At 69.4% G+C, this 17,627-nt stretch carries 18 protein-coding genes and 1 other annotated feature; of the genes, 8 read left to right on the top strand and 10 right to left on the bottom strand.

The features are described 5' to 3' along the window. The first annotated feature begins 104 nt into the window (after positions 1-104). Complete coding sequence (locus BMZ47_RS07380; RefSeq protein WP_091860231.1) at positions 105-422, top strand: c-type cytochrome; 318 nt, start codon at positions 105-107, stop codon at positions 420-422. A gap of 208 nt (positions 423-630) precedes the next feature. Here BMZ47_RS07380 and lepA read toward each other — a convergent pair whose 3' ends face one another. From lepA to BMZ47_RS07365, 3 genes are all read right to left on the bottom strand, one after another. After that, complete coding sequence (lepA, locus tag BMZ47_RS07375) at positions 631-2,433, bottom strand: translation elongation factor 4 (RefSeq protein ID WP_007561536.1); 1,803 nt, start codon at positions 2,431-2,433, stop codon at positions 631-633. A gap of 200 nt (positions 2,434-2,633) precedes the next feature. After that, positions 2,634-2,870, bottom strand: coding sequence for a hypothetical protein (locus BMZ47_RS07370; protein ID WP_007561538.1), 237 nt, complete (start codon positions 2,868-2,870; stop codon positions 2,634-2,636). A 21-nt stretch (positions 2,871-2,891) separates the two neighbouring features. Further along, on the bottom strand, positions 2,892-3,683 hold the full coding sequence (locus tag BMZ47_RS07365) for a HugZ family pyridoxamine 5'-phosphate oxidase (protein WP_091860227.1): 792 nt from the start codon (positions 3,681-3,683) through the stop codon (positions 2,892-2,894). A 289-nt stretch (positions 3,684-3,972) separates the two neighbouring features. Here BMZ47_RS07365 and BMZ47_RS07360 point away from each other — a divergent pair, with 289 nt between their 5' ends. The 4 genes from BMZ47_RS07360 (at position 3,973) to BMZ47_RS07345 (ending at position 7,518) form a co-directional block, all read left to right on the top strand. Then, positions 3,973-4,683: a response regulator transcription factor gene (locus BMZ47_RS07360; protein WP_007561543.1), complete on the top strand. Its 711-nt coding sequence runs from the start codon at positions 3,973-3,975 to the stop codon at positions 4,681-4,683. A 16-nt stretch (positions 4,684-4,699) separates the two neighbouring features. Continuing rightward, entirely contained in the window at positions 4,700-6,502 is a 1,803-nt protein-coding gene (locus BMZ47_RS07355) for a sensor histidine kinase (RefSeq protein WP_091860224.1), read from the top strand. After that, positions 6,502-6,942 (top strand): HPr kinase/phosphorylase, encoded by a 441-nt coding sequence (locus BMZ47_RS07350; protein ID WP_091860221.1) that lies wholly within the window; start codon positions 6,502-6,504, stop codon positions 6,940-6,942. Before BMZ47_RS07355 ends, BMZ47_RS07350 begins: the two co-directional genes overlap by 1 nt. 174 nt (positions 6,943-7,116) lie before the next feature. Beyond that, the gene (locus tag BMZ47_RS07345) at positions 7,117-7,518 is read left to right on the top strand and encodes a PTS sugar transporter subunit IIA (RefSeq protein ID WP_007561549.1); all 402 of its coding nucleotides are present in this window, start codon (positions 7,117-7,119) and stop codon (positions 7,516-7,518) included. Between the two features lie 6 nt (positions 7,519-7,524). Here BMZ47_RS07345 and BMZ47_RS07340 read toward each other — a convergent pair whose 3' ends face one another. The 7 genes from BMZ47_RS07340 to BMZ47_RS07310 form a co-directional block, all read right to left on the bottom strand. Further along, complete coding sequence (locus BMZ47_RS07340; RefSeq protein ID WP_244536760.1) at positions 7,525-8,349, bottom strand: EamA family transporter; 825 nt, start codon at positions 8,347-8,349, stop codon at positions 7,525-7,527. 62 nt (positions 8,350-8,411) lie between these two features. Then, the gene (hslU, locus tag BMZ47_RS07335) at positions 8,412-9,725 is read right to left on the bottom strand and encodes an ATP-dependent protease ATPase subunit HslU (protein WP_091860215.1); all 1,314 of its coding nucleotides are present in this window, start codon (positions 9,723-9,725) and stop codon (positions 8,412-8,414) included. 116 nt (positions 9,726-9,841) lie between these two features. Further along, positions 9,842-11,338: a SulP family inorganic anion transporter gene (locus tag BMZ47_RS07330; protein WP_091860211.1), complete on the bottom strand. Its 1,497-nt coding sequence runs from the start codon at positions 11,336-11,338 to the stop codon at positions 9,842-9,844. A 63-nt stretch (positions 11,339-11,401) separates the two neighbouring features. After that, positions 11,402-11,457, bottom strand: a sequence feature (sul1 is cis-regulatory element that is thought to sense ions involved in sulfur or methionine metabolism; They are found in Alphaproteobacteria). Positions 11,458-11,509: 52 nt separating this feature from the next. Beyond that, on the bottom strand, positions 11,510-13,180 hold the full coding sequence (locus BMZ47_RS07325; protein WP_091860209.1) for a methyl-accepting chemotaxis protein: 1,671 nt from the start codon (positions 13,178-13,180) through the stop codon (positions 11,510-11,512). A gap of 107 nt (positions 13,181-13,287) precedes the next feature. After that, the gene (gene hslV / locus BMZ47_RS07320) at positions 13,288-13,818 is read right to left on the bottom strand and encodes an ATP-dependent protease subunit HslV (RefSeq protein WP_091860206.1); all 531 of its coding nucleotides are present in this window, start codon (positions 13,816-13,818) and stop codon (positions 13,288-13,290) included. Positions 13,819-13,930: 112 nt separating this feature from the next. Further along, positions 13,931-14,665, bottom strand: coding sequence for an SGNH/GDSL hydrolase family protein (locus BMZ47_RS07315; RefSeq protein ID WP_244471564.1), 735 nt, complete (start codon positions 14,663-14,665; stop codon positions 13,931-13,933). Between the two features lie 253 nt (positions 14,666-14,918). Then, positions 14,919-15,368, bottom strand: coding sequence for a cupredoxin domain-containing protein (locus BMZ47_RS07310; RefSeq protein ID WP_091860200.1), 450 nt, complete (start codon positions 15,366-15,368; stop codon positions 14,919-14,921). A gap of 338 nt (positions 15,369-15,706) precedes the next feature. On the opposite strand from BMZ47_RS07310, the gene BMZ47_RS07305 reads away from it, so the two are divergent. From BMZ47_RS07305 to BMZ47_RS07295, 3 genes are all read left to right on the top strand, one after another. Then, a complete protein-coding gene (locus BMZ47_RS07305) occupies positions 15,707-16,933 on the top strand; it encodes an MSMEG_0565 family glycosyltransferase (protein WP_091860197.1) in 1,227 nt (408 codons plus the stop codon). Then, positions 16,926-17,204, top strand: coding sequence for an MSMEG_0570 family nitrogen starvation response protein (locus BMZ47_RS07300; RefSeq protein WP_007561559.1), 279 nt, complete (start codon positions 16,926-16,928; stop codon positions 17,202-17,204). The genes BMZ47_RS07305 and BMZ47_RS07300 overlap by 8 nt, the downstream gene beginning before the upstream one ends. A gap of 110 nt (positions 17,205-17,314) precedes the next feature. Continuing rightward, on the top strand, positions 17,315-17,614 hold the full coding sequence (locus BMZ47_RS07295; protein ID WP_091860194.1) for a hypothetical protein: 300 nt from the start codon (positions 17,315-17,317) through the stop codon (positions 17,612-17,614). Positions 17,615-17,627: the final 13 nt, after the last annotated feature.

Genomic DNA, 17,627 nt, shown 5'->3' with positions numbered 1-17,627 from the left:
TACGGTCGCTTGTGAAGGCCGCGCCGCGCCCCCTCTCCCGTGCGGGAGAGGGGACCTACGCCTCTTGCGTCGACCGTTCGTGAAACCGTCTGTTGAGCCCCCCGATGATCCGCCCGCTTCTCCTTCTTGCCGCTCTGCTCGTCCCGCTCTCGGCCCAGGCCGGCGACGCCGCGCTCGGGCGCAAGAAGGCCAGCGCCTGCCAGACCTGCCACGGGATGGACGGGCTCTCGAAGCTGCCGGAGGCGCCGAACCTCGCCGGCCAGGTCGAGCCCTACCTCGTGAAGGCGCTCAGCGAGTACCGCGACGGCAAGCGGCAGAACGAGATCATGAGCGTGGTCGCCAAGGAGCTGTCGGATGCCGACATCGCAAACCTGGCAGCGTATTATGCGGGCATCCAGATCGACGTGCTTCCGCCGGGGTAAAAACGTTTCCCGCGCGCCACACCGTCATTGCGAGCGCAGCGAAGCAACCCAGGGAAACGCCACGTTCTGCTGCCGCGCGCTGTCCTAGGTTGCTTCGCTGCGCTCGCAATGACGGGCGCGGCGGGTTTCACGTTCGCATGCGGAAGCTAGATCAGGCCCCGGGTCTCCCCCATAGCAATCGGGGAAGAGCGCAGCACGCGCCCGTCCCTCAATCATCCATCTTCAACGCCGCGATGAACGCCTCCTGCGGGATCTCCACGCGCCCAAACTGGCGCATCTTCTTCTTGCCTTCCTTCTGCTTGTCCAACAGCTTGCGCTTGCGCGAGATGTCGCCGCCGTAGCATTTGGCGGTGACGTCCTTGGACAGGGCCTTGATCGTCTCGCGGGCGATGATCTTGCCGCCGATCGCCGCCTGGACCGGGATCTGGAACAGGTGGCGGGGGATCAGGTCCTTCAGTTTCTCGCACATGGCCCGGCCGCGCGATTCGGCGCGGGTGCGGTGGACCAGCATCGACAGGGCGTCCACCGGCTCGGCGTTGACGAGGAGCGACATCTTCACGAGGTCGCCCTCGCGGTAGTCGGAGACATGGTAGTCGAAGGAGGCGTAGCCCTTCGAGATCGATTTCAGCCGGTCGTAGAAATCGAACACGACCTCGTTCAGCGGCAGGTCGTAGACCACCATGGCGCGCTTGCCGACGTAGTTGAGGTCGATCTGGACGCCGCGGCGGTCCTGGCAGAGCTTGAGCACGCCGCCGAGATACTCGTCGGGGGTCAGGATCGTGGCGCGGATCCAGGGCTCCTCGATCAGCTCGATCTTCATCACGTCCGGCATGTCGGCCGGGTTGTGCAGCTCCTTCACGGTGCCGTCGCGCATCTTGAGCCGGTAGACCACCGAGGGCGCGGTGGAGATCAGGTCGAGGTTGAACTCGCGCTCCAGCCGCTCCTGGATGATCTCCAGGTGGAGGAGGCCGAGGAAGCCGCAGCGGAAGCCGAAGCCCAGCGCGGCCGAGCTTTCCATCTCGTAGGAGAACGACGCGTCGTTGAGCCGGAGCCGGCCCATGGCCGAGCGCAGGTTCTCGAACTCGGCGGCGTCCACCGGGAACAGCCCGCAGAACACGACGGCCTGGACCTCCTTGAAGCCCGGCAGCATCGAGCTGGTCTGGCGCTTGTCCTCGGTGATCGTGTCGCCGACGCGGGTATCGGCGACTTCCTTGATCGAGCCGGTGAAGAAGCCGACCTCGCCCGGGCCGAGTTCGCCGATCTCGGCCATCTTCGGGCGGAACACGCCGATCCGGTCGACGCCGTGGACCGCGTCGGCGCCCATCATCCGGATGGTCATGCCCTTCTTGAGCACGCCGTCGATGATGCGCACGAGCACGACGACGCCGAGATAGGCGTCGTACCAGCTGTCCACCAGCAGGGCCTTGAGCGGCGCGCTCCGGTCGCCCTTGGGCGGCGGCAGGCGGGTGACGATCGCCTCGAGCACCGCCTCGATGTTGAGGCCGGTCTTGGCCGAGATCGGTACCGCGTTGGAGGCGTCGAGGCCGATCACCTCCTCGATCTGCTCCTTCACCCGGTCGGGCTCGGCGGCCGGCAGGTCGACCTTGTTGAGGACCGGGACGATCTCGTGGTTGGCGTCGAGCGCCTGGTAGACGTTGGCGAGCGTCTGCGCCTCGACCCCCTGGGAGGCGTCCACCACCAGCAGAGAGCCCTCGCAGGCGGCGAGCGAGCGCGACACCTCGTAGGCGAAATCTACGTGGCCGGGCGTGTCCATCAGGTTGAGGACGTAATCCTTGCCGTCCTCGGCCCGGTATTCCAGGCGCACGGTCTGCGCCTTGATGGTGATGCCGCGCTCCTTCTCGATATCCATTGAGTCGAGCATCTGCTCGCTCATGTCGCGCAGGGCCACGGTGCCGGTGGCCTGGATCAGCCGGTCCGCCAGGGTCGATTTGCCGTGGTCGATATGCGCGACGATCGAGAAGTTGCGGATGTTGTCGATCGGGGTTGTCATCGGCATTCCGTTCGGGCGCGCGACGGCGCGCACCGTCTGACGTCTGGGCGTGTTCGGATAGGTCGGCTCACGCGCGAGATAGCAGCGCCGCGGGAACGCGCCAAGCGGCGGGCCGGCGCGGCACGTTCAGGCAGGAACACGCATGAGGCGGGAGCCGGCGCGATCCGGCCCCCGCCGTCTCATTCGATCGGGTTCGGCGATCAGCGACCGCGGTCGCGGATCAGGCGCTCGATCTCTGCCTCGCCATGGGTCCGAGCCTTCGACTCGGTCGGGTGCTTCCGGTCGGAGCGTTGATGCAGCTTGCCGTGCTTGCGGATGCTCCACTGGAACATTGAGCCGCTCTCGCCGACCGGCTGCACATCGAGGCTGAATGGGTAGGTGTCTGTCTGTGTGTCGCTCATCGCGCGGATATGGTGCAGCACACCGCGCTTCGCCATGCCTGAGGGCGATCTCGGGCGTTACGCTTCGGCCGTTCCGACACCCCCGCGCGCCTGCGCCGCCATCGCGACCAGGCTTTTACGCAGGCCGCTCATATCGGAGACCCGCTCCGGATAGACCACCCGTACGGTGCGCTCCCCGGCGATCAGGTCCATGCCTTCCGGGTCGAGCCCGGTCAGCCGCCAGGGCAGCCCGGCTTCCGCACCGGCCGCGGCCGCGTAGAGCGCCAGCGCGTCGGCATGGTCGGCATTCATGTGTTCGACCGCGCCGCGCTCGCCGGCGACGATGGCTTCGGCCCCGGTCAGGTCGAGGAGCAGCTCTTCGCGGGTCAGCGTCGCGGCCTTCGCGAAACCGCCGTTGAGATGGCCGGCCTTCGGATCCAACGCGAAGAACCCGAAATCCGGGAAGTCGGCATAGAGCCTTGCCTTCGGATGGCGCGCCAGGAACCGCTCCCGCGCGCGCGGCTCGGCGGTCTGGACGGCGCTTCCGACCACGGTGAGCCGGGGATGCGCCAGCGGATCGCCCTTGCCGCCCTGCGAGAACAGCAGCGAGCAGCGCGGGTTGGCCAGCAGGTTGCGGGTATGCGCCGAGAGCCGCGACAGCAGCATCAGCGGTGTGCCGTCCTGATCGGTGGCGATGGTGACCAGGGAGGCGAAGGGCGTCCCCTCGGGGTCGAGCGTCGCCAGCGCGCCGGAGCGGATGCTCCGCAGCAGCATCCGGGAGAGTCCGATAGCGTCGAAGGGCGCGTCCGCGGCGGGAAGCGGGCGGGCCGGCTCGCGCTGTTCCGACGCACCTGTGCTCACATCCGCCATGGAATCCCCCGGGTTTCGAACCGCCGCCACAATCGGGCGCCATGGTAGCGATGCCTTAGCCGGCGCACGAGCGCCGCGGCCCGCGTCAGATCGGCCTTTATGGCCAAGCTATGACCGCCGCTCGCTTTTTCCGATCGACCGTACTAAAGCACCTGTCCCGTTGCGCGAACCGGGCGGCGCCGAAACCGGCCCGGTTCGCACTTCCGCCTGCCCCTCGGGGGCCGGGATGAAGCGCGGCCCGTGCGAAGAGCCGGGACCGCGCTTGAGCCCGTTCAGTCAGGGACCGCGCATGCCAACCATCGCCCTCGTCGACGACGACCGGAATATTCTGACCTCCGTGTCGATCGCGCTTGAGACCGAAGGCTACCGCATCCAGACCTATACCGACGGCGCCTCCGCCCTCGACGGTCTGCGGCATTCCCCGCCGGACCTCGCGATCTTCGACATCAAGATGCCGCGCATGGACGGGATGGAGCTTCTCCGACGCCTGCGGCAGAAATCCGACCTTCCGGTGATCTTTCTGACCTCGAAGGACGAGGAGATCGACGAATTGTTCGGTCTCAAGATGGGCGCGGACGACTTCATCCATAAGCCGTTCTCGCAGCGCCTGCTGGTGGAGCGGGTCAAGGCGGTGCTGCGGCGCTTCGCCAAGGAAGCCCCCGGCTCGACCCCGCGCGGCGAGGCCGAGGTCGCGGCCCGCTCGCTCGAGCGCGGCTCGCTGATGATGGATCCCGAGCGCCATACCTGCACCTGGAAGGGCGAGCCGGTGACGCTCACCGTCACGGAATTCCTGATCCTCCAGGCGCTCGCCCACCGCCCCGGCGTCGTGAAGAGCCGCAACGCCCTGATGGATGCGGCCTACGACGATCAGGTCTATGTCGACGACCGCACGATCGACAGCCACATCAAGCGCCTGCGCAAGAAGTTCAAAGTGACCGACCAGAGCTTCGACATGATCGAGACGCTGTACGGCGTCGGCTACCGGTTCAAGGAGGCGTGATCCAAGGATCCGCTCCGTGACCGGCCGTACCCCCGCCCAGGCCGAGGACGCTGAGCCTCGCGCCTCGCTCACCCAGCTCCTCTCCCGACCGTTGACGTGGCCGCGCGCCCTCTGGGACGCGGTGGGACAGCGCGCGTCGTCGAGCCTGACGCGCCGCATCGTCGTGCTCAACCTCGTCGGGCTGATCGCGCTGCTCGTCGGCTTCCTCTACCTGAACCAGTTCCGGCAGGGCCTGATCCAGGCCCGGATCCAGAGCTTGGCGATCCAGGGCGAGATCATCGCTGGCGCCATCGCGGCCTCCGCCTCGGTCGATACGGACACGATCCAGATCGACCCGGACAAGCTGCTCCAGCAGCAGGCCGGCGAGGCCGCCGAGGAGGAATCGCAGCCGCTCGCCTTCTCGCTTAACCCCGAGAAGGTGGCGCCGCTGCTCTCGCGCCTGGTGACGCCCACCGGCAACCGCGCCCGGGTCTACGACCAGGAAGGCGGCCTGCTGTTCGACACCCGGACCCTGTTCAAGCGCGGCGATGCCGGCCGCGGTGATCCGATTGCCGCCAAGCCGCACAAGGCCGGCATGCTCGAATCCGCCTTCCAGGCGGTGCAGACGAAGCTGAGTGCCCTGTTCGGCAGCCGCTCCGCCCAGCCCGAGGAGACCGGGCCGGTGAACGGCCACTCGCTGCGCGAGGTCCAGGCGGCGCTCAACGGCAATCGCGGCAGCTTGGTCCGCCGCAATGCGCTGGGCGAGACCACCGTCTCGGTGGCGGTGCCGATCCATCGCGCCGGCTCAGTGCGCGGCGCGCTGCTGATCTCGACGCAGGGCGACGCGATCGACCGGGTCATCGCGTCCGAGCGGTTCGGCCTGCTCCAGGTGTTCCTGGTCGCCTCGGCCGTGATGGTGGTGCTCTCCGCGCTGCTCGCTGGCGCCATCGCGGGCCCGGTGCGCCGTCTCGCCGAGGCCGCCGAAAAGGTGCGGATGGGGATCAAGACCCGGGAAGAGATCCCGGACTTCACCCAGCGCACCGACGAGATCGGCCATCTGTCCGGGGCGCTCCGGGACATGACCCAGGCGCTCTACCGGCGCATCGACGCGATCGAGAGTTTCGCCGCGGATGTGAGCCACGAGCTCAAGAACCCGCTGACCTCGCTGCGCAGCGCGGTCGAGACCCTGCCGCTCGCGAAGTCCGACGATTCGCGCGGTCGGTTGATGGCGATCATCCAGCACGACGTGAAGCGCCTCGACCGGCTGATCAGCGACATCGCCGATGCCTCGCGGCTCGACGCGGAACTGGCCCGCGCCGAGGCGCGCCGGGTCGATTTGAAGAAACTGCTGACCACGGTGGTCTCGGTGGCGAACGAGCGCCGCCGGCCGAAGGATTGCCTGATCCAGCTCGACGTCGAGGCGATCGCGGACCAGGATGCGCCGTTCACGGTGATCGGCCACGACAGCCGGCTGGGGCAGGTAGTCAACAACCTGCTGGACAATGCCCGGTCGTTCTCGCCCACCGACGCCAAGGTGCGGGTCGCCCTGCGCCGGGTCCGTGGCGAGGTCGAGATGGTCTGCGAGGACGAGGGGCCGGGCATCCCCGAGCACGCCCTGGAGCGGATCTTCGAGCGCTTCTACACCGACCGGCCCGAGCAGGGCTTCGGACAGAATTCGGGCCTCGGCCTGTCGATCTCCCGGCAGATCGTACAGGCCCATCGCGGCACGATCCGCGCCGAGAACCGCCCCGGCGCCCCCGACGAGGACGGCGAGCCCACGGTGCGCGGCGCCCGCTTCACCGTCCGCCTTCCCGCAGCGCCGCGCCAGCTCCACGCCTGATGCCGAGCCTTCACGCCGCCTGCGTCGCCCTGGGCGATGCCGGCATCCTGATTCGGGGCCCGTCCGGCTCGGGCAAGTCGAGCCTCGCAGTGCTCCTCGCCGCCGAGCCGGACGGAGCGCTCGTCGCGGATGACCGGGTGATCTGCGAACGGCACGCCGATTCGCTGCTCGCCCGACCTCATGAGACCTTGGCGGGCCAGGTCGAGATACGCGGTCAGGGCATCCTGTCCGCCGCCGATCTCGGCCTCAAGCTCCGTCCGGACACGGTCCTGAATCTCGTGGCCGATCTGGTCACGGACGCGCCGCGCCTGCCGGAACCGCCGGAGGTTGCTGAAATCCTCGGCCTTCGGCTGCCCCGCTTGGTGCTCGATCGAGGCGTGCGGCGGGCCGGATTAGCGACGTTGCTGATTCGTGCGGCATTGCGAAAGGGCAAGCCGTGACTTCGCAGCCGCACAGGCCGTTGATTCGCGTCACGGTGGTGAGACCCCATAGCGCGCGCCGAGCCCGCATGGCATGATCGCGGTAATGTCCGAGCAAAAACGTCGCGATCGCCTTGTTGGGACCTGTGCATTGCACAACATGGCGGCAGACAGAGGACGTTGGAACACGTGTCGATGATTGGCATGGTGCTCGTCACTCACGGGCTATTGGCGACCGAATTCAAGGCCGCCCTGGAGCACGTGGTCGGCCCTCAGGATCAGATCGAGACGATCACGATCGGGCCGGAAGACGATATGGAATTGCGACGGCGGGACATCATGTCCGCGGTCTGTCGCGTGAACACCGGTGACGGTGTAGTGGTGCTGACCGACATGTTCGGCGGCACGCCCTCGAACCTTGCGCTGTCGTGTATGAACGGCGGCTCGGTCGAGGTGGTGGCGGGGATCAACCTGCCGATGCTGATCAAGCTGGCGAGCGTCCGCGACGAGGAGAATCTCGGCGACGCCGTCCTTCACGCCCAGGAAGCCGGCCGCAAATACATCAACGTCGCGTCGCGCGTTCTCGCCGGCAAATAACGTTTCTCAGACCTCTTCGATCACCCGTTCCTGCGCCGGCCTGCGGCTGGTGGCCGTGATGCCCGCGGAGGCGGCGATCACCAGCCCGATGGCGAGCCATTGGACGGCGCCGAGCCGTTCGCCCAGCAGGGCGAAGCCAGCGCAGGCCGCGACCGCCGGCTCCAGGCTCATCAGCACGCCGAAATTCTTCCGGTCGAGGCGGCGCAGGGCGATCATCTCCAGCGAGTAGGGCAGGGCGCTCGACAGGAGCGCCACGAGGAGGCCGGCCATCAGGACGCCCGGGGCCAGCAGGGCCGCGCCGGCCTCCGCCAGGCCGAACGGCGCCGCCACGAGGGCGGCCACCAGCATCCCCAGCGACACCGCCTGTCCGCCGTCGATCCGGCCGGCGCGCTGACCGAACAGGATGTAGAGCGCCCAGGCCAGGGCCGCCCCGAGGGCGAGAGCGACGCCGAGCGGGTCCAGCGGGCTCGTGGGCGCGATGGGCAGGAGCAACCCGAGCCCGGCCACCGCGACGCCGATCCACAGGAAGTCCGTGGTGCGGCGCGACGCGATCAGCGCGATGGCGAGCGGCCCGGCGAACTCGATCGCCACGGCCGGCCCCAGCGGCAGCCGCGCGATCGCCAGGTAGAACAACAGATTCATCAACCCCAGGGTGATCCCGTAGAGCGCGATCCACCCCGCCTCGCGCCGCGCCAGGCTCCGCCGCCACGGACGCCAGACGGCGATCAGGATCAGCGCCGAGAAACCCACCCGCAGGGCCGAGGTCCCGGCCGCGCCGACGACTGGGAACAGGTTCTTCGCGATGGTCGCGCCGTATTGCAGCGAGACCATGCCGGTCACCAGCGCGGCGACCGGGAGGAGGACCGAAACGGGTCCTCGCTCCGCAAGCGTGGTCACAGAATGAACCGGCTCAGATCCGCGTTGGCCGCCAGATCCTCGACCCGGGCGCGCACATAGGCGGCGTCGATCGGCACCGTCTCGCCGGAGCGGTCGGTCGCCGTGAACGAGATCTCGTCGATCACCCGCTCCAGCACGGTCTGAAGGCGGCGGGCGCCGATATTCTCCACGGAGGAGTTCACCTCGACGGCGACGCGAGCGAGCGCGTCCACGGCGTCGTCCGTGAACGTCAGGGTCACGCCCTCGGTCTCCATCAGGGCGACGGTCTGCTTGAGCAGGCTGGCCTCGGTGGAGGTCAGGATCTGGCGGAAATCGTCCACCGTCAGCGGCTGCAGCTCGACGCGGATCGGCAGGCGGCCCTGGAGCTCGGGGAGCAGGTCGGAGGGCTTCGAGACGTGGAAGGCGCCCGAGGCGATGAACAGGACGTGGTCGGTCTTCACCGGGCCGTGCTTGGTCGCCACCGTCGTGCCCTCGATCAGCGGCAGCAGGTCGCGCTGCACACCCTCGCGGGACACGTCGCCGGAGGAGCGGCCCTCGCGGGCGCAGATCTTGTCGATCTCGTCGAGAAAGACGATGCCGTTATTCTCGACCTCGCGGATCGCCTCGCGGATCAGGGCGTCGTCATCGACCAGCTTGTCGGATTCCTCGGCGAGCAGCGGCGCGTAGGCGTCCCGGACCAGGATCCGGCGGGGCTTGCCGCGCTGGCCACCCAGCGCCTTGCCGAGCACATCGCCGATATTGATCGCCCCCAAGGAGGCGCCCGGCATGCCTGGGATCTCGAACATCGGCAGGCCGGCGGGGGCACCCGAAGCCAGTTCCAGCTCAACTTCCTTGTCGTCGAGCTCGCTGTCGCGCAGCTTTCGGCGGAAGCTGTCGCGGGTCGCCTGGCTGGCGGTGGGCCCGACCAGGGCGTCGAGGATCCGGTTCTCGGCAGCCGCCTCGGCCTTGGCCTTCACGGCCTCGCGCTTCACCTGCCGGGTCAGGCCGATCGCGACCTCCACGAGGTCGCGGACGATCTGCTCCACGTCGCGGCCGACATAGCCGACCTCAGTGAACTTGGTCGCCTCGATTTTCAGGAACGGGGCATTGGCCAGCCGGGCGAGGCGCCGGGCGATCTCGGTCTTGCCGCAGCCGGTCGGCCCGATCATCAGGATGTTCTTGGGCGCCACCTCCTCGCGGAGCGGGCCGGTCAGCTGCTGGCGCCGCCAGCGGTTGCGCAGCGCGATCGCGACGGCGCGCTTGGCGTCGTGCTGCCCGACGATGAAGCGATCGAGTTCGGACACGATCTCGCGCGGAGAGAACGTCGTCACCGCTGGGCCATCCTGTTTTTCCCGGCCCGACGAAACCACGGGCCCAGGCCGGGAATGGGGTCGCGGCGCGCGCGACGCAAGAGGCGGCGCGCGGCCGCAGGGGCCAGCTTACCGGCTCAGTGTCCCGCCGGCGACGCCGCGGCGCCGGGCTTGTCGTGCGTTCCGAATCGCTCGACCAGCGTCGCGCTGGCGGCGTTCAGGCCGACGACCTCGACGATCCGCCCGCGGCCGCGCGCCTTCAGGACCACGCGGTCGAGGGCGGCGACCGCCGAGATGTCCCAGAAATGCGCGTCCTGCACGTCGATGACGAGGCGATCCACCGGCTCCAGCACGTCGATCGCCTCCGAGAAGGTGCCGGCCGAGGCGAAGAACACCTGCCCGGTGACCCGGTAGGTCCGGGTCCGGCCATCTTCCGAGAGCGTCGCAGCGACCTGGCTGAGTCTCGACACCTTGCCGGCGAAGAACACCCCGGACAGGAGCACGCCGGCCAGAACGCCCTGCGCCAGGTCCTTGGTGGCGACCACGACGAGCACGGTCGCCAGCATCACCGCCGAGGAGGGCAGGGGGTTGGTGCGCAGCTGCGCCAGCGACCGCCAGGAAAAGGTGTTGAGCGAGACCATGATCATCACCGCCGTCAGCGCCGCGACCGGCACGACCGCCAGCAGGTCCTGCAGCGCCACGAGGAGCAGCAGCAGGAAGGCCCCCGCGACCAGCGTCGACAGCCGGCCCCGTGCGCCCGAGGAGACGTTGATGACCGACTGCCCGATCATCGCGCAGCCGCCCATGCCGCCGAACACGGCCGACGCCATGTTGGCGACGCCCTGGCCCATGCATTCGCGGTTCTTGTCGCTGCCGGTATCGGTCAGGTCGTCGACGATCTGCGCGGTGAGCAGGCTCTCCAGCAGGCCGACGGCGGCGAGCGTCGCCGCGTAGGGCAGCAGGATCCGCAGGGTCTCGAAGGTGAAGGGAACGTCCGGCAGGGCGAAGCTCGGCAGCGTCGAGGGCAGGGCGCCCAGATGCGAGACCGTGCGAACGTCGAGGTGGAAGATCGCCGTCACCGCGGTCAGGACCGCGATCGCCACCAGGGGCGAGGGCACGGCCCGGGTGATCCGCGGGAAGCCGTAGATGATCGCGAGCCCGAGTGCGATCAGCCCGTAGGTCGCCGGCGTGACGCCCGTCAGTTCAGGCAGCTGGGCGAGAAAGATCAGGATCGCCAGCGCGTTGACGAAGCCGGTCATCACCGATTGCGAGACGAACCGCATCAGCCGGCCGAGCTTGAGCAGGCCGGCCAGGATCTGGATCACGCCCATCAGGATGGTGGCGGCGAACAGGTACTGGACGCCGTGCTCGCGGACGAGGTCGACCATCACCACCGCGGTGGCGGCGGTGGCGGCCGAGATCATGGCCGGGCGCCCGCCCGCGAAGGCGATCGTGCAGGCGATGACCACCGAGGCGTAGAGCCCGACCTTGGGATCGACCCCGGCGATGACCGAGAAGCCGATCGCCTCCGGGATCAGCGCCAGGGCGACGACGATGCCCGACAGGGTATCGCCGCGGATATTGGACACCCACGACCCGAGAGGGCCGCCGGTTCCGGTTGTGCTGCGTTGCATGTGATGAAAATCCGCACGAGACGCGCGTCCGCTTGAGGGGCGGATCGTGTGGCGTCTCGGATGCGTGGTCCGGCGGATCGGCGGCCGGAAGAGCCACCCGGGCTTTCACCGGGTCCTTGCGAATGGCTCAGACCCTACGGGCCCTGGCATCGCGATGCAACATCGGCGGCGTCAGGCGGCCCGCACCTGGGCCACGAAGCCCGCGACCTCGCCGCCGAGCCCGTCGGACCGGCGGGCGATGTCGGCCGCCGCGTCGAGGACCTGGCCGGCGCTGGCCCCGGTCTCGTGGGCGGCCTCGAGCACCAGCGACATGGTCTCGGTCACTGCGCGGGTGCCGCTCGCCGCCTCGGCGACGCTGCGGGCGATCTCCTGCGTGGCGACCTGCTGCTGCTCCACGGCCGAGGCGACCCCGATCGCGATGCCGTGGACCTGCTCGATCGTGCCGCCAATCTCCTCGATGGCGGTGACCGCCTCGTGGGTCGCCGCCCGCATGGCGGCGATCTGCCCGGCGATCTCGTCGGTGGCCCGGGCGGTCTGGGTCGCCAGGGCCTTCACCTCGGTGGCCACCACCGCGAAACCGCGCCCAGCCTCGCCGGCGCGGGCCGCCTCGATGGTGGCATTGAGGGCCAGCAGGTTGGTCTGGCCGGCGATGGTCGAGATCAGCGACACGACCTGCCCGATGCCGTCGGCGGTGCGGGCGAGGGCCTGCACGCTCGACCGGGTCCGCCTCGTCGCCTCGACCGCGCCCGCCGCGGCCTCGGAGGTCTGCGAGACCTGGACGCCGATCTCGCTGGCGGTGGCGGCGAGCTCTTCCGTGGCGGCGGCCACCGCCTCGACATTGTGCGCCGTGGTCTCTGCGGCGCGGGTCACGGCCCGGGATTGCTGGTCGGTACGCTCGGCATTGCCGGCCATCGCGGCGGCGGCCCGCTCCATACCGGCGGCGGCGCTGGCGAGATGCCCGACTAGGCCGCCGATGCTGCCTTCGAACTGGTTGGCCAAGCCGACCATCTCGGCGCGCTTGCGGGTGGCCGCCTCGGTGCCGGTCCGCTCACGCTCCAGGCGCAGGGTCTCAGCCTCCCGCATCGTCCCGGCGAAGACCGCCATGCTCGTCCAGATCGCACCGATCTCGTCGCGGCCGGCCTTGACCGCCGGGAGGGACAGGTCGCCCCGCGAGAGGCGCTGGATCGCCTCCGAGACCGCCCGCAGCGGCCGGGCGATCTGGCGTTGCCCCACGAGGAGCCCGAGGGCGGCGCAGGCGATGGTGCCCAGGAAGGCGAGCCCGAGCAGGAGGCGGGTGCGCGCCGCGAACAGATCCTGCGTCTGCGCCTTCACGGTCGCCATCTCGTCGCGTCCGCGGCCCACCAGCGCGTCGATGCCGGCCTGGAAGGCCTTGCGGTTGGCGCGGTTCGCGTCGTTGAAGCCGAGATCCGCGGCGGCGCGCGGGCCGATCGTCTCGCCGGCCTGCGCGATCGCGGTCCGCATCGTCCGGTAGGCGTCGGCGTTGCGCGCCATGGCGTCGAAGAGTGGCCGCTCGTCCTCGGTGACCAGCGGCGCCCAGGCGGCGCGGAGCGCGTCCATGTCGGCGAGGCCCTTGCGGACGCCGGCAGCGTACTTGGCGGCGTCGGTGGCGTCGGCGGCCGCGTAGACGCCGCGGGAATCCATCGTCACCTCGGCGGCGAGGCGGTTAAAATTGGCCGCGTAGAGCGCGCGGGTCGAGGCGCCCTCGACCTGCCCCAGCGAACGCTCGAAGCTCTGCAGCGTGGCGACGCTCACGCCGGCCACGACCAGCGTCGTAAGACTGCAGGCGCCCACGAAGGCCAGGAGTTTCCCGCCGATGTTCATTTTAGTTCCAGTCCGAGCATGCGCGGGCTGAAACTAAGCAGAATTATTCAATGCCGCGTTAAGCACTCCCGATCGCGGCTCACGCCCGAATCGCGGGCAGGAGGCGCTCAACTCTGATCGAGCGCTTCGATCACCAGGTTCCCGTTGGTGTAGACGCAGATCTCGGCGGCGATCGCCATGGCCTTGCGCACGATTGCCTCGGCGTCGAGGTCGGTATCCTCGAGGGCGCGGGCGGCCGCCAGGGCGTAGTTGCCGCCGGAGCCGATCGCCATGACGCCGCTTTCCGGCTCCAGCACGTCGCCCGAACCGGACAGGAGCAGGCTGACCTCCTTGTCGGCCACCACCATCATCGCCTCGAGGCGGCGCAGGTAGCGGTCGGTGCGCCAATCCTTGGTGAGCTCGACGCAGGCCCGGGTGAGCTGGCCGGGATACTGCTCCAGCTTGGCCTCCAGCCGCTCGAACAGCGTGAAGGCGTCGGCGGTGGCGCCCGCGAAGCCGCCGATCACCGCGCCCTTGGCCAGGCGCCGGACCTTGCGGGCATTGCCCTTCACGATGGTCTGGCCGAGGCTCACCTGCCCGTCGCCGCCCACGACGACGCGGCCGCCCTTGCGGACCATCAGGATCGTGGTCGCGTGCATCTGGGGCACGGAGCCCCGTTCGTCGTACCTGAAGGCGTCGTGGCTCAAGGTTTCAGCTCCGATCTCGGTGCGGCCGAGATGGGGAGCTTTGCCGGCCGCGTCCAGCCGTCGGCTACTCGGCAACCGCCTCGGCGGTGTGGACCGAGCCCGCATCGGTGAGGATCGAATCGGCCGCTGCCTGGGCGAGCAGGGCGTAGCCGCCATCGGCCATGTGCAAGCCGTCCGAGGCGAAGAGCTGCTTGGCGGTGAGTTTCCCTTCGCGGACCCAGCCATGCATCAAGTCGGCCCGGCGGATCACCGGCACGTCGAGCTCATCCCCGATCGAGCGCACGGCGTCGCGGAACCGCGAGGAGCCGGGCGTCGAATCGAGCTTCGGGCACCATTGCGGCTCCATCAGCACCACGTCGATGCCGGCTTCCCGGATCCGACGGATGGCCGCGGCGGTGGCGTCGCGGAAATGATCGAGCGAGACACCGCGCAGCGGGTCGTTGCTGCCGGTCTGCCAGATGACGAGCTGCGGCTCAGCCGCGATCACGTCGCGGTCCAGGCGCTTCAGCATGTCGTCGACATGCTCGCCGCCGATGCCCCGGTTGATCACCGAGACATCCATGCCGCGCAGCTTCTTGCGCAGGTCGACCTGCAGGCGGGACGGGTAGGAATTGGCCGGGCTCGAGGCGCCGATGCCCTCCGTGGAGGACGAGCCGAAGGCCACGATCTTGAGCGGCGCGCCGATGGCGATCTGCCGGGCGACATGCGGCAGGTCGGGGCTCTCGCTCAGATCGATGCCGAGCAGGTCGAGCGAGTCGGGCAGCAGATCCGCGTAGGCGAGCACCGCAGTGGGCACCATCAGCAGGCCGCACAGAATCAACACATCCCGAAGCCGCTTACGGCGCGGCTTGGCGGGACTGAAAGATGTCGGATTCTGGGACACGGGACCGATTGCTCCGCCGCTCGTAAACGACAGATACAATCTGACACAGGGACTTGAAAAGAGCGGTTCCGCCGGTCCCTTGAAGGCAAAGTGAATTCGTAACGCAAAATTAACAGCGGACGACCGCGCGGCCGGAACCGCGCGGCGTCAACGGTGGGCGGGTTCGGCTTCAGCCGGCCGGCGGGGACAGAACCATTTTGCCGACGAACGGCGCGTCCCGCTTGTTGTTCGCGGTGCAGCCGTAGCTGTGCTCGCCGGCATCGAGGGTGCGCAGCTTGAGCGTGCCGCGGCCATTGGCCTTCACGGTGTAGCCCTTCTCGCTCATGACGTGGACGAGATCGCCGTCGGCGTGCAGCAGGTGGCCCTGCTCGAACTGGCCTTCCGCGGTGATCGTCACCGGCACGTTGGCCTGGCTGACGACCTGCAGCATCACGTTGGTGTTGGCCGGCAGGCGGATCTCGGCGGGCGCGCAGACCGGCTTGCCGTCCCGCAGGGTGATGGTCAGCTCGACCGGCGGCAGGGCGTCGCTCGACGGCTTGCCGAGTTGCGGGTTGTCGGCGGCGCCCGCCGAACCGGCGAGCAGCGTGGCCATGGCGGCGGCGATGAGGGTGTTGCGCAAGGCTGGGATTCTCCACCGTCTCCCGCGACTCGAGCATCGTCCCGAAAGGGGTGTGCCCTCTTTCGGAGCAAGACGATGCCCTCGGTGCCCGGGTGTCTTCCCGGCAATGACGCCGTCGGACCACAGTTCCGGTGCGCGACGCCGTGGCTCAGACCGGGGGGGCGTCGTCGCGGGGGCAGCGAAACCTGACGTTTTATTGCCGATGCCGCTCGCCGGGACCGCGTTCGGCACGATCGATGCGTTGGGTCGGCACGGATCCCCGAGAGGGCGGCGGAGATCCTGGTCCGGGATGTCGAGCGCGATGTCCGAACCGGCTGCAGGCCTCGGTGAGCCGTCCCATGGTCGCCCGCTTGCGCATCGCAATCCTCACGCACTCGACCAATCCCCGCGGCGGCGTGGTCCATGCCCTGGCGCTCGGCGAGGCCCTGTGCGGCCTCGGCCACGAGGCGGTGGTCCACGCCCCCGATCCGACCGGCCGCGGTTTCTTCCGGGACGCGCGCTGCCCGGTCGTGTCGGTGGCGGCCAAGCCGGTCGCCGAGCCGACGGTGGCGCTGGTCCGCTCCAGGATCGCCGATTACCTGTCGCATTTCTCGACCCCGGCAGCCTGCGATTTTGACGTCTTCCACGCCCATTGCGGGATCAGCGGCAACGCCCTCGCGACACTGACCCGCCGGCGGCTGATCCCCGGCTTCGTCCGCACGGTCCACCACATCGACACGCTTCCGGACCCGCAGCTCAGCCAGTGGCAGGACCGGGCCATCCTCGATGCCGGGCGGCTGCTCTGCGTCAGCCGGGCCTGGGCCGCCGCCATCGCGGCGGAATACGGCGCCCAGGCCGAGGTGGTCGGGAACGGCGTGGACGGAGCCGTCTATACGCCCGAGCCGGCCCCCGGCGATCCCGAGCTGCGCGACCGTCTCGGCCTCGGGGCCGGGCCGGTCTTCCTGAGCGTCGGCGGGTTCGAGGCCCGCAAGAACACGCTGGCGATCATCGAGGCCTTCGCGCGCCTGCGCGCCCGGATCCCCGACGCCCAGCTCGTCGTGGCCGGCGGCGTCTCGCTTCTCGACCATGCCGGCTACGAGGCCCGGTGCTGCGCCGCGCTGGAGCGCGAGGGTCTGGAAGTCGGCCCGGGCAAGCCGGTGATCCGGACCGGGCCGATCGCCCAGCGCGACATGCCCGGTCTCTACCGGATCGCCGACACCCTGGTCTTCCCCTCGCTGAGCGAGGGCTACGGGCTGTGCGTGCTGGAGGCGATGGCTTGCGGCACGCCGGTCATCGTGTCGGCGCGCCCACCCTTCACCGAGTACCTCGCCCCCGGGGAGGCGCTCGCGGTCGAGCCCGACGAACCGGACGCCATTGCGGATGCGATGCAGGCGAGCCTGGACCCGTCCCGGCGCGTCCGCCTGCGGGTCGCCGGCTTCGAGGTCGCTCGCGCCCATGCCTGGGAGTCCTGCGCGGCCCGACATCTGCCGACCTACGCATCCCTGGTTCCGGGACCCGCGCCGGTGGCGGCGATCGCCACGGGATCCGGCGCCTGGAACACCACACGGATCCCCGGCGATGCCTGAGATGCGCTTCCACATCCGCTGGCCGGATGGCAGCCGCGAGGCCTGCTACTCGCCGTCCCTGGTGATCAAGGACCACCTCGCCGTCGGACAGGATTACGCCCTCGACGAGTTTCTGGCGCTGACCCGCCTCGCCCTCGGCAGTGCCAGCGCGCGGGTGCAGGAGCGCTACGGCTTTCCCTGCGGGCGGGCCGAGGCGCAGCTCGCCCGGATCGAGGAGAGCGCCCGACGCCAGGAGCCGGGCACCGTGCATGTCGAGGCGTTCGAGGAGTAAGGAGGCCGCCGCGCCCGGGCCATGCCGATCCGTGGCGAACCGACACAGCGCAAGTCCCGGATCCGGTGGCGTTGTCCTGACATGCACGCCGATCGAGCCAGGCACACCCGATGATGATCCGGATCGCCGCGGCCGCCCTGATGGTCGCGGCTCCTGCCGCGGCGCAGACTCGCCCGTCGAGCACCACCATGACCTGTCGGCAGGCGGCCGGGCTGGTCCAGGCCCGTGGCGCAATCGTGCTCGGGACCGGCGGCCAGACCTACGACCGCTTCGTGCGGGACCGGTCGTTCTGCGAAATCACCGAGATCGCCCGCCGCGCCTTCCGGCCGACCCGGGACAACCCGGCCTGCCTGATCGGATACACCTGCTACGAGCCCGGCATCGGCGACTGGCCGGGCGAGGGCTACTAGACCCGGTATCGGC

It is taken from the genome of Methylobacterium brachiatum, from assembly GCF_900113845.1.
Lineage (GTDB): Bacteria > Pseudomonadota > Alphaproteobacteria > Rhizobiales > Beijerinckiaceae > Methylobacterium > Methylobacterium brachiatum.
The sequence above is the reverse complement of the archived record's forward strand: the minus strand, read 5'-3'. Positions and strand labels throughout refer to the sequence as shown.

Bases quoted from the DNA above. Each gene is read 5' to 3' on its own strand.
- BMZ47_RS07380 (WP_091860231.1), top strand. From the start codon at position 105: ATGATCCGCCCGCTTCTCCTTCTTGCCGCTCTGCTCGTCCCGCTCTCG.
- lepA (WP_007561536.1), bottom strand. From the start codon at position 2,433: ATGACAACCCCGATCGACAACATCCGCAACTTCTCGATCGTCGCGCAT.
- BMZ47_RS07370 (WP_007561538.1), bottom strand. From the start codon at position 2,870: ATGGCGAAGCGCGGTGTGCTGCACCATATCCGCGCGATGAGCGACACA.
- BMZ47_RS07365 (WP_091860227.1), bottom strand. From the start codon at position 3,683: ATGGCGGATGTGAGCACAGGTGCGTCGGAACAGCGCGAGCCGGCCCGC.
- BMZ47_RS07360 (WP_007561543.1), top strand. From the start codon at position 3,973: ATGCCAACCATCGCCCTCGTCGACGACGACCGGAATATTCTGACCTCC.
- BMZ47_RS07350 (WP_091860221.1), top strand. From the start codon at position 6,502: ATGCCGAGCCTTCACGCCGCCTGCGTCGCCCTGGGCGATGCCGGCATC.
- BMZ47_RS07345 (WP_007561549.1), top strand. From the start codon at position 7,117: ATGATTGGCATGGTGCTCGTCACTCACGGGCTATTGGCGACCGAATTC.
- BMZ47_RS07340 (WP_244536760.1), bottom strand. From the start codon at position 8,349: ATGGTCTCGCTGCAATACGGCGCGACCATCGCGAAGAACCTGTTCCCA.
- BMZ47_RS07330 (WP_091860211.1), bottom strand. From the start codon at position 11,338: ATGCAACGCAGCACAACCGGAACCGGCGGCCCTCTCGGGTCGTGGGTG.
- BMZ47_RS07325 (WP_091860209.1), bottom strand. From the start codon at position 13,180: ATGAACATCGGCGGGAAACTCCTGGCCTTCGTGGGCGCCTGCAGTCTT.
- hslV (WP_091860206.1), bottom strand. From the start codon at position 13,818: ATGCACGCGACCACGATCCTGATGGTCCGCAAGGGCGGCCGCGTCGTC.
- BMZ47_RS07315 (WP_244471564.1), bottom strand. From the start codon at position 14,665: ATGGTGCCCACTGCGGTGCTCGCCTACGCGGATCTGCTGCCCGACTCG.
- BMZ47_RS07305 (WP_091860197.1), top strand. From the start codon at position 15,707: ATGGTCGCCCGCTTGCGCATCGCAATCCTCACGCACTCGACCAATCCC.
- BMZ47_RS07300 (WP_007561559.1), top strand. From the start codon at position 16,926: ATGCCTGAGATGCGCTTCCACATCCGCTGGCCGGATGGCAGCCGCGAG.
- BMZ47_RS07295 (WP_091860194.1), top strand. From the start codon at position 17,315: ATGATGATCCGGATCGCCGCGGCCGCCCTGATGGTCGCGGCTCCTGCC.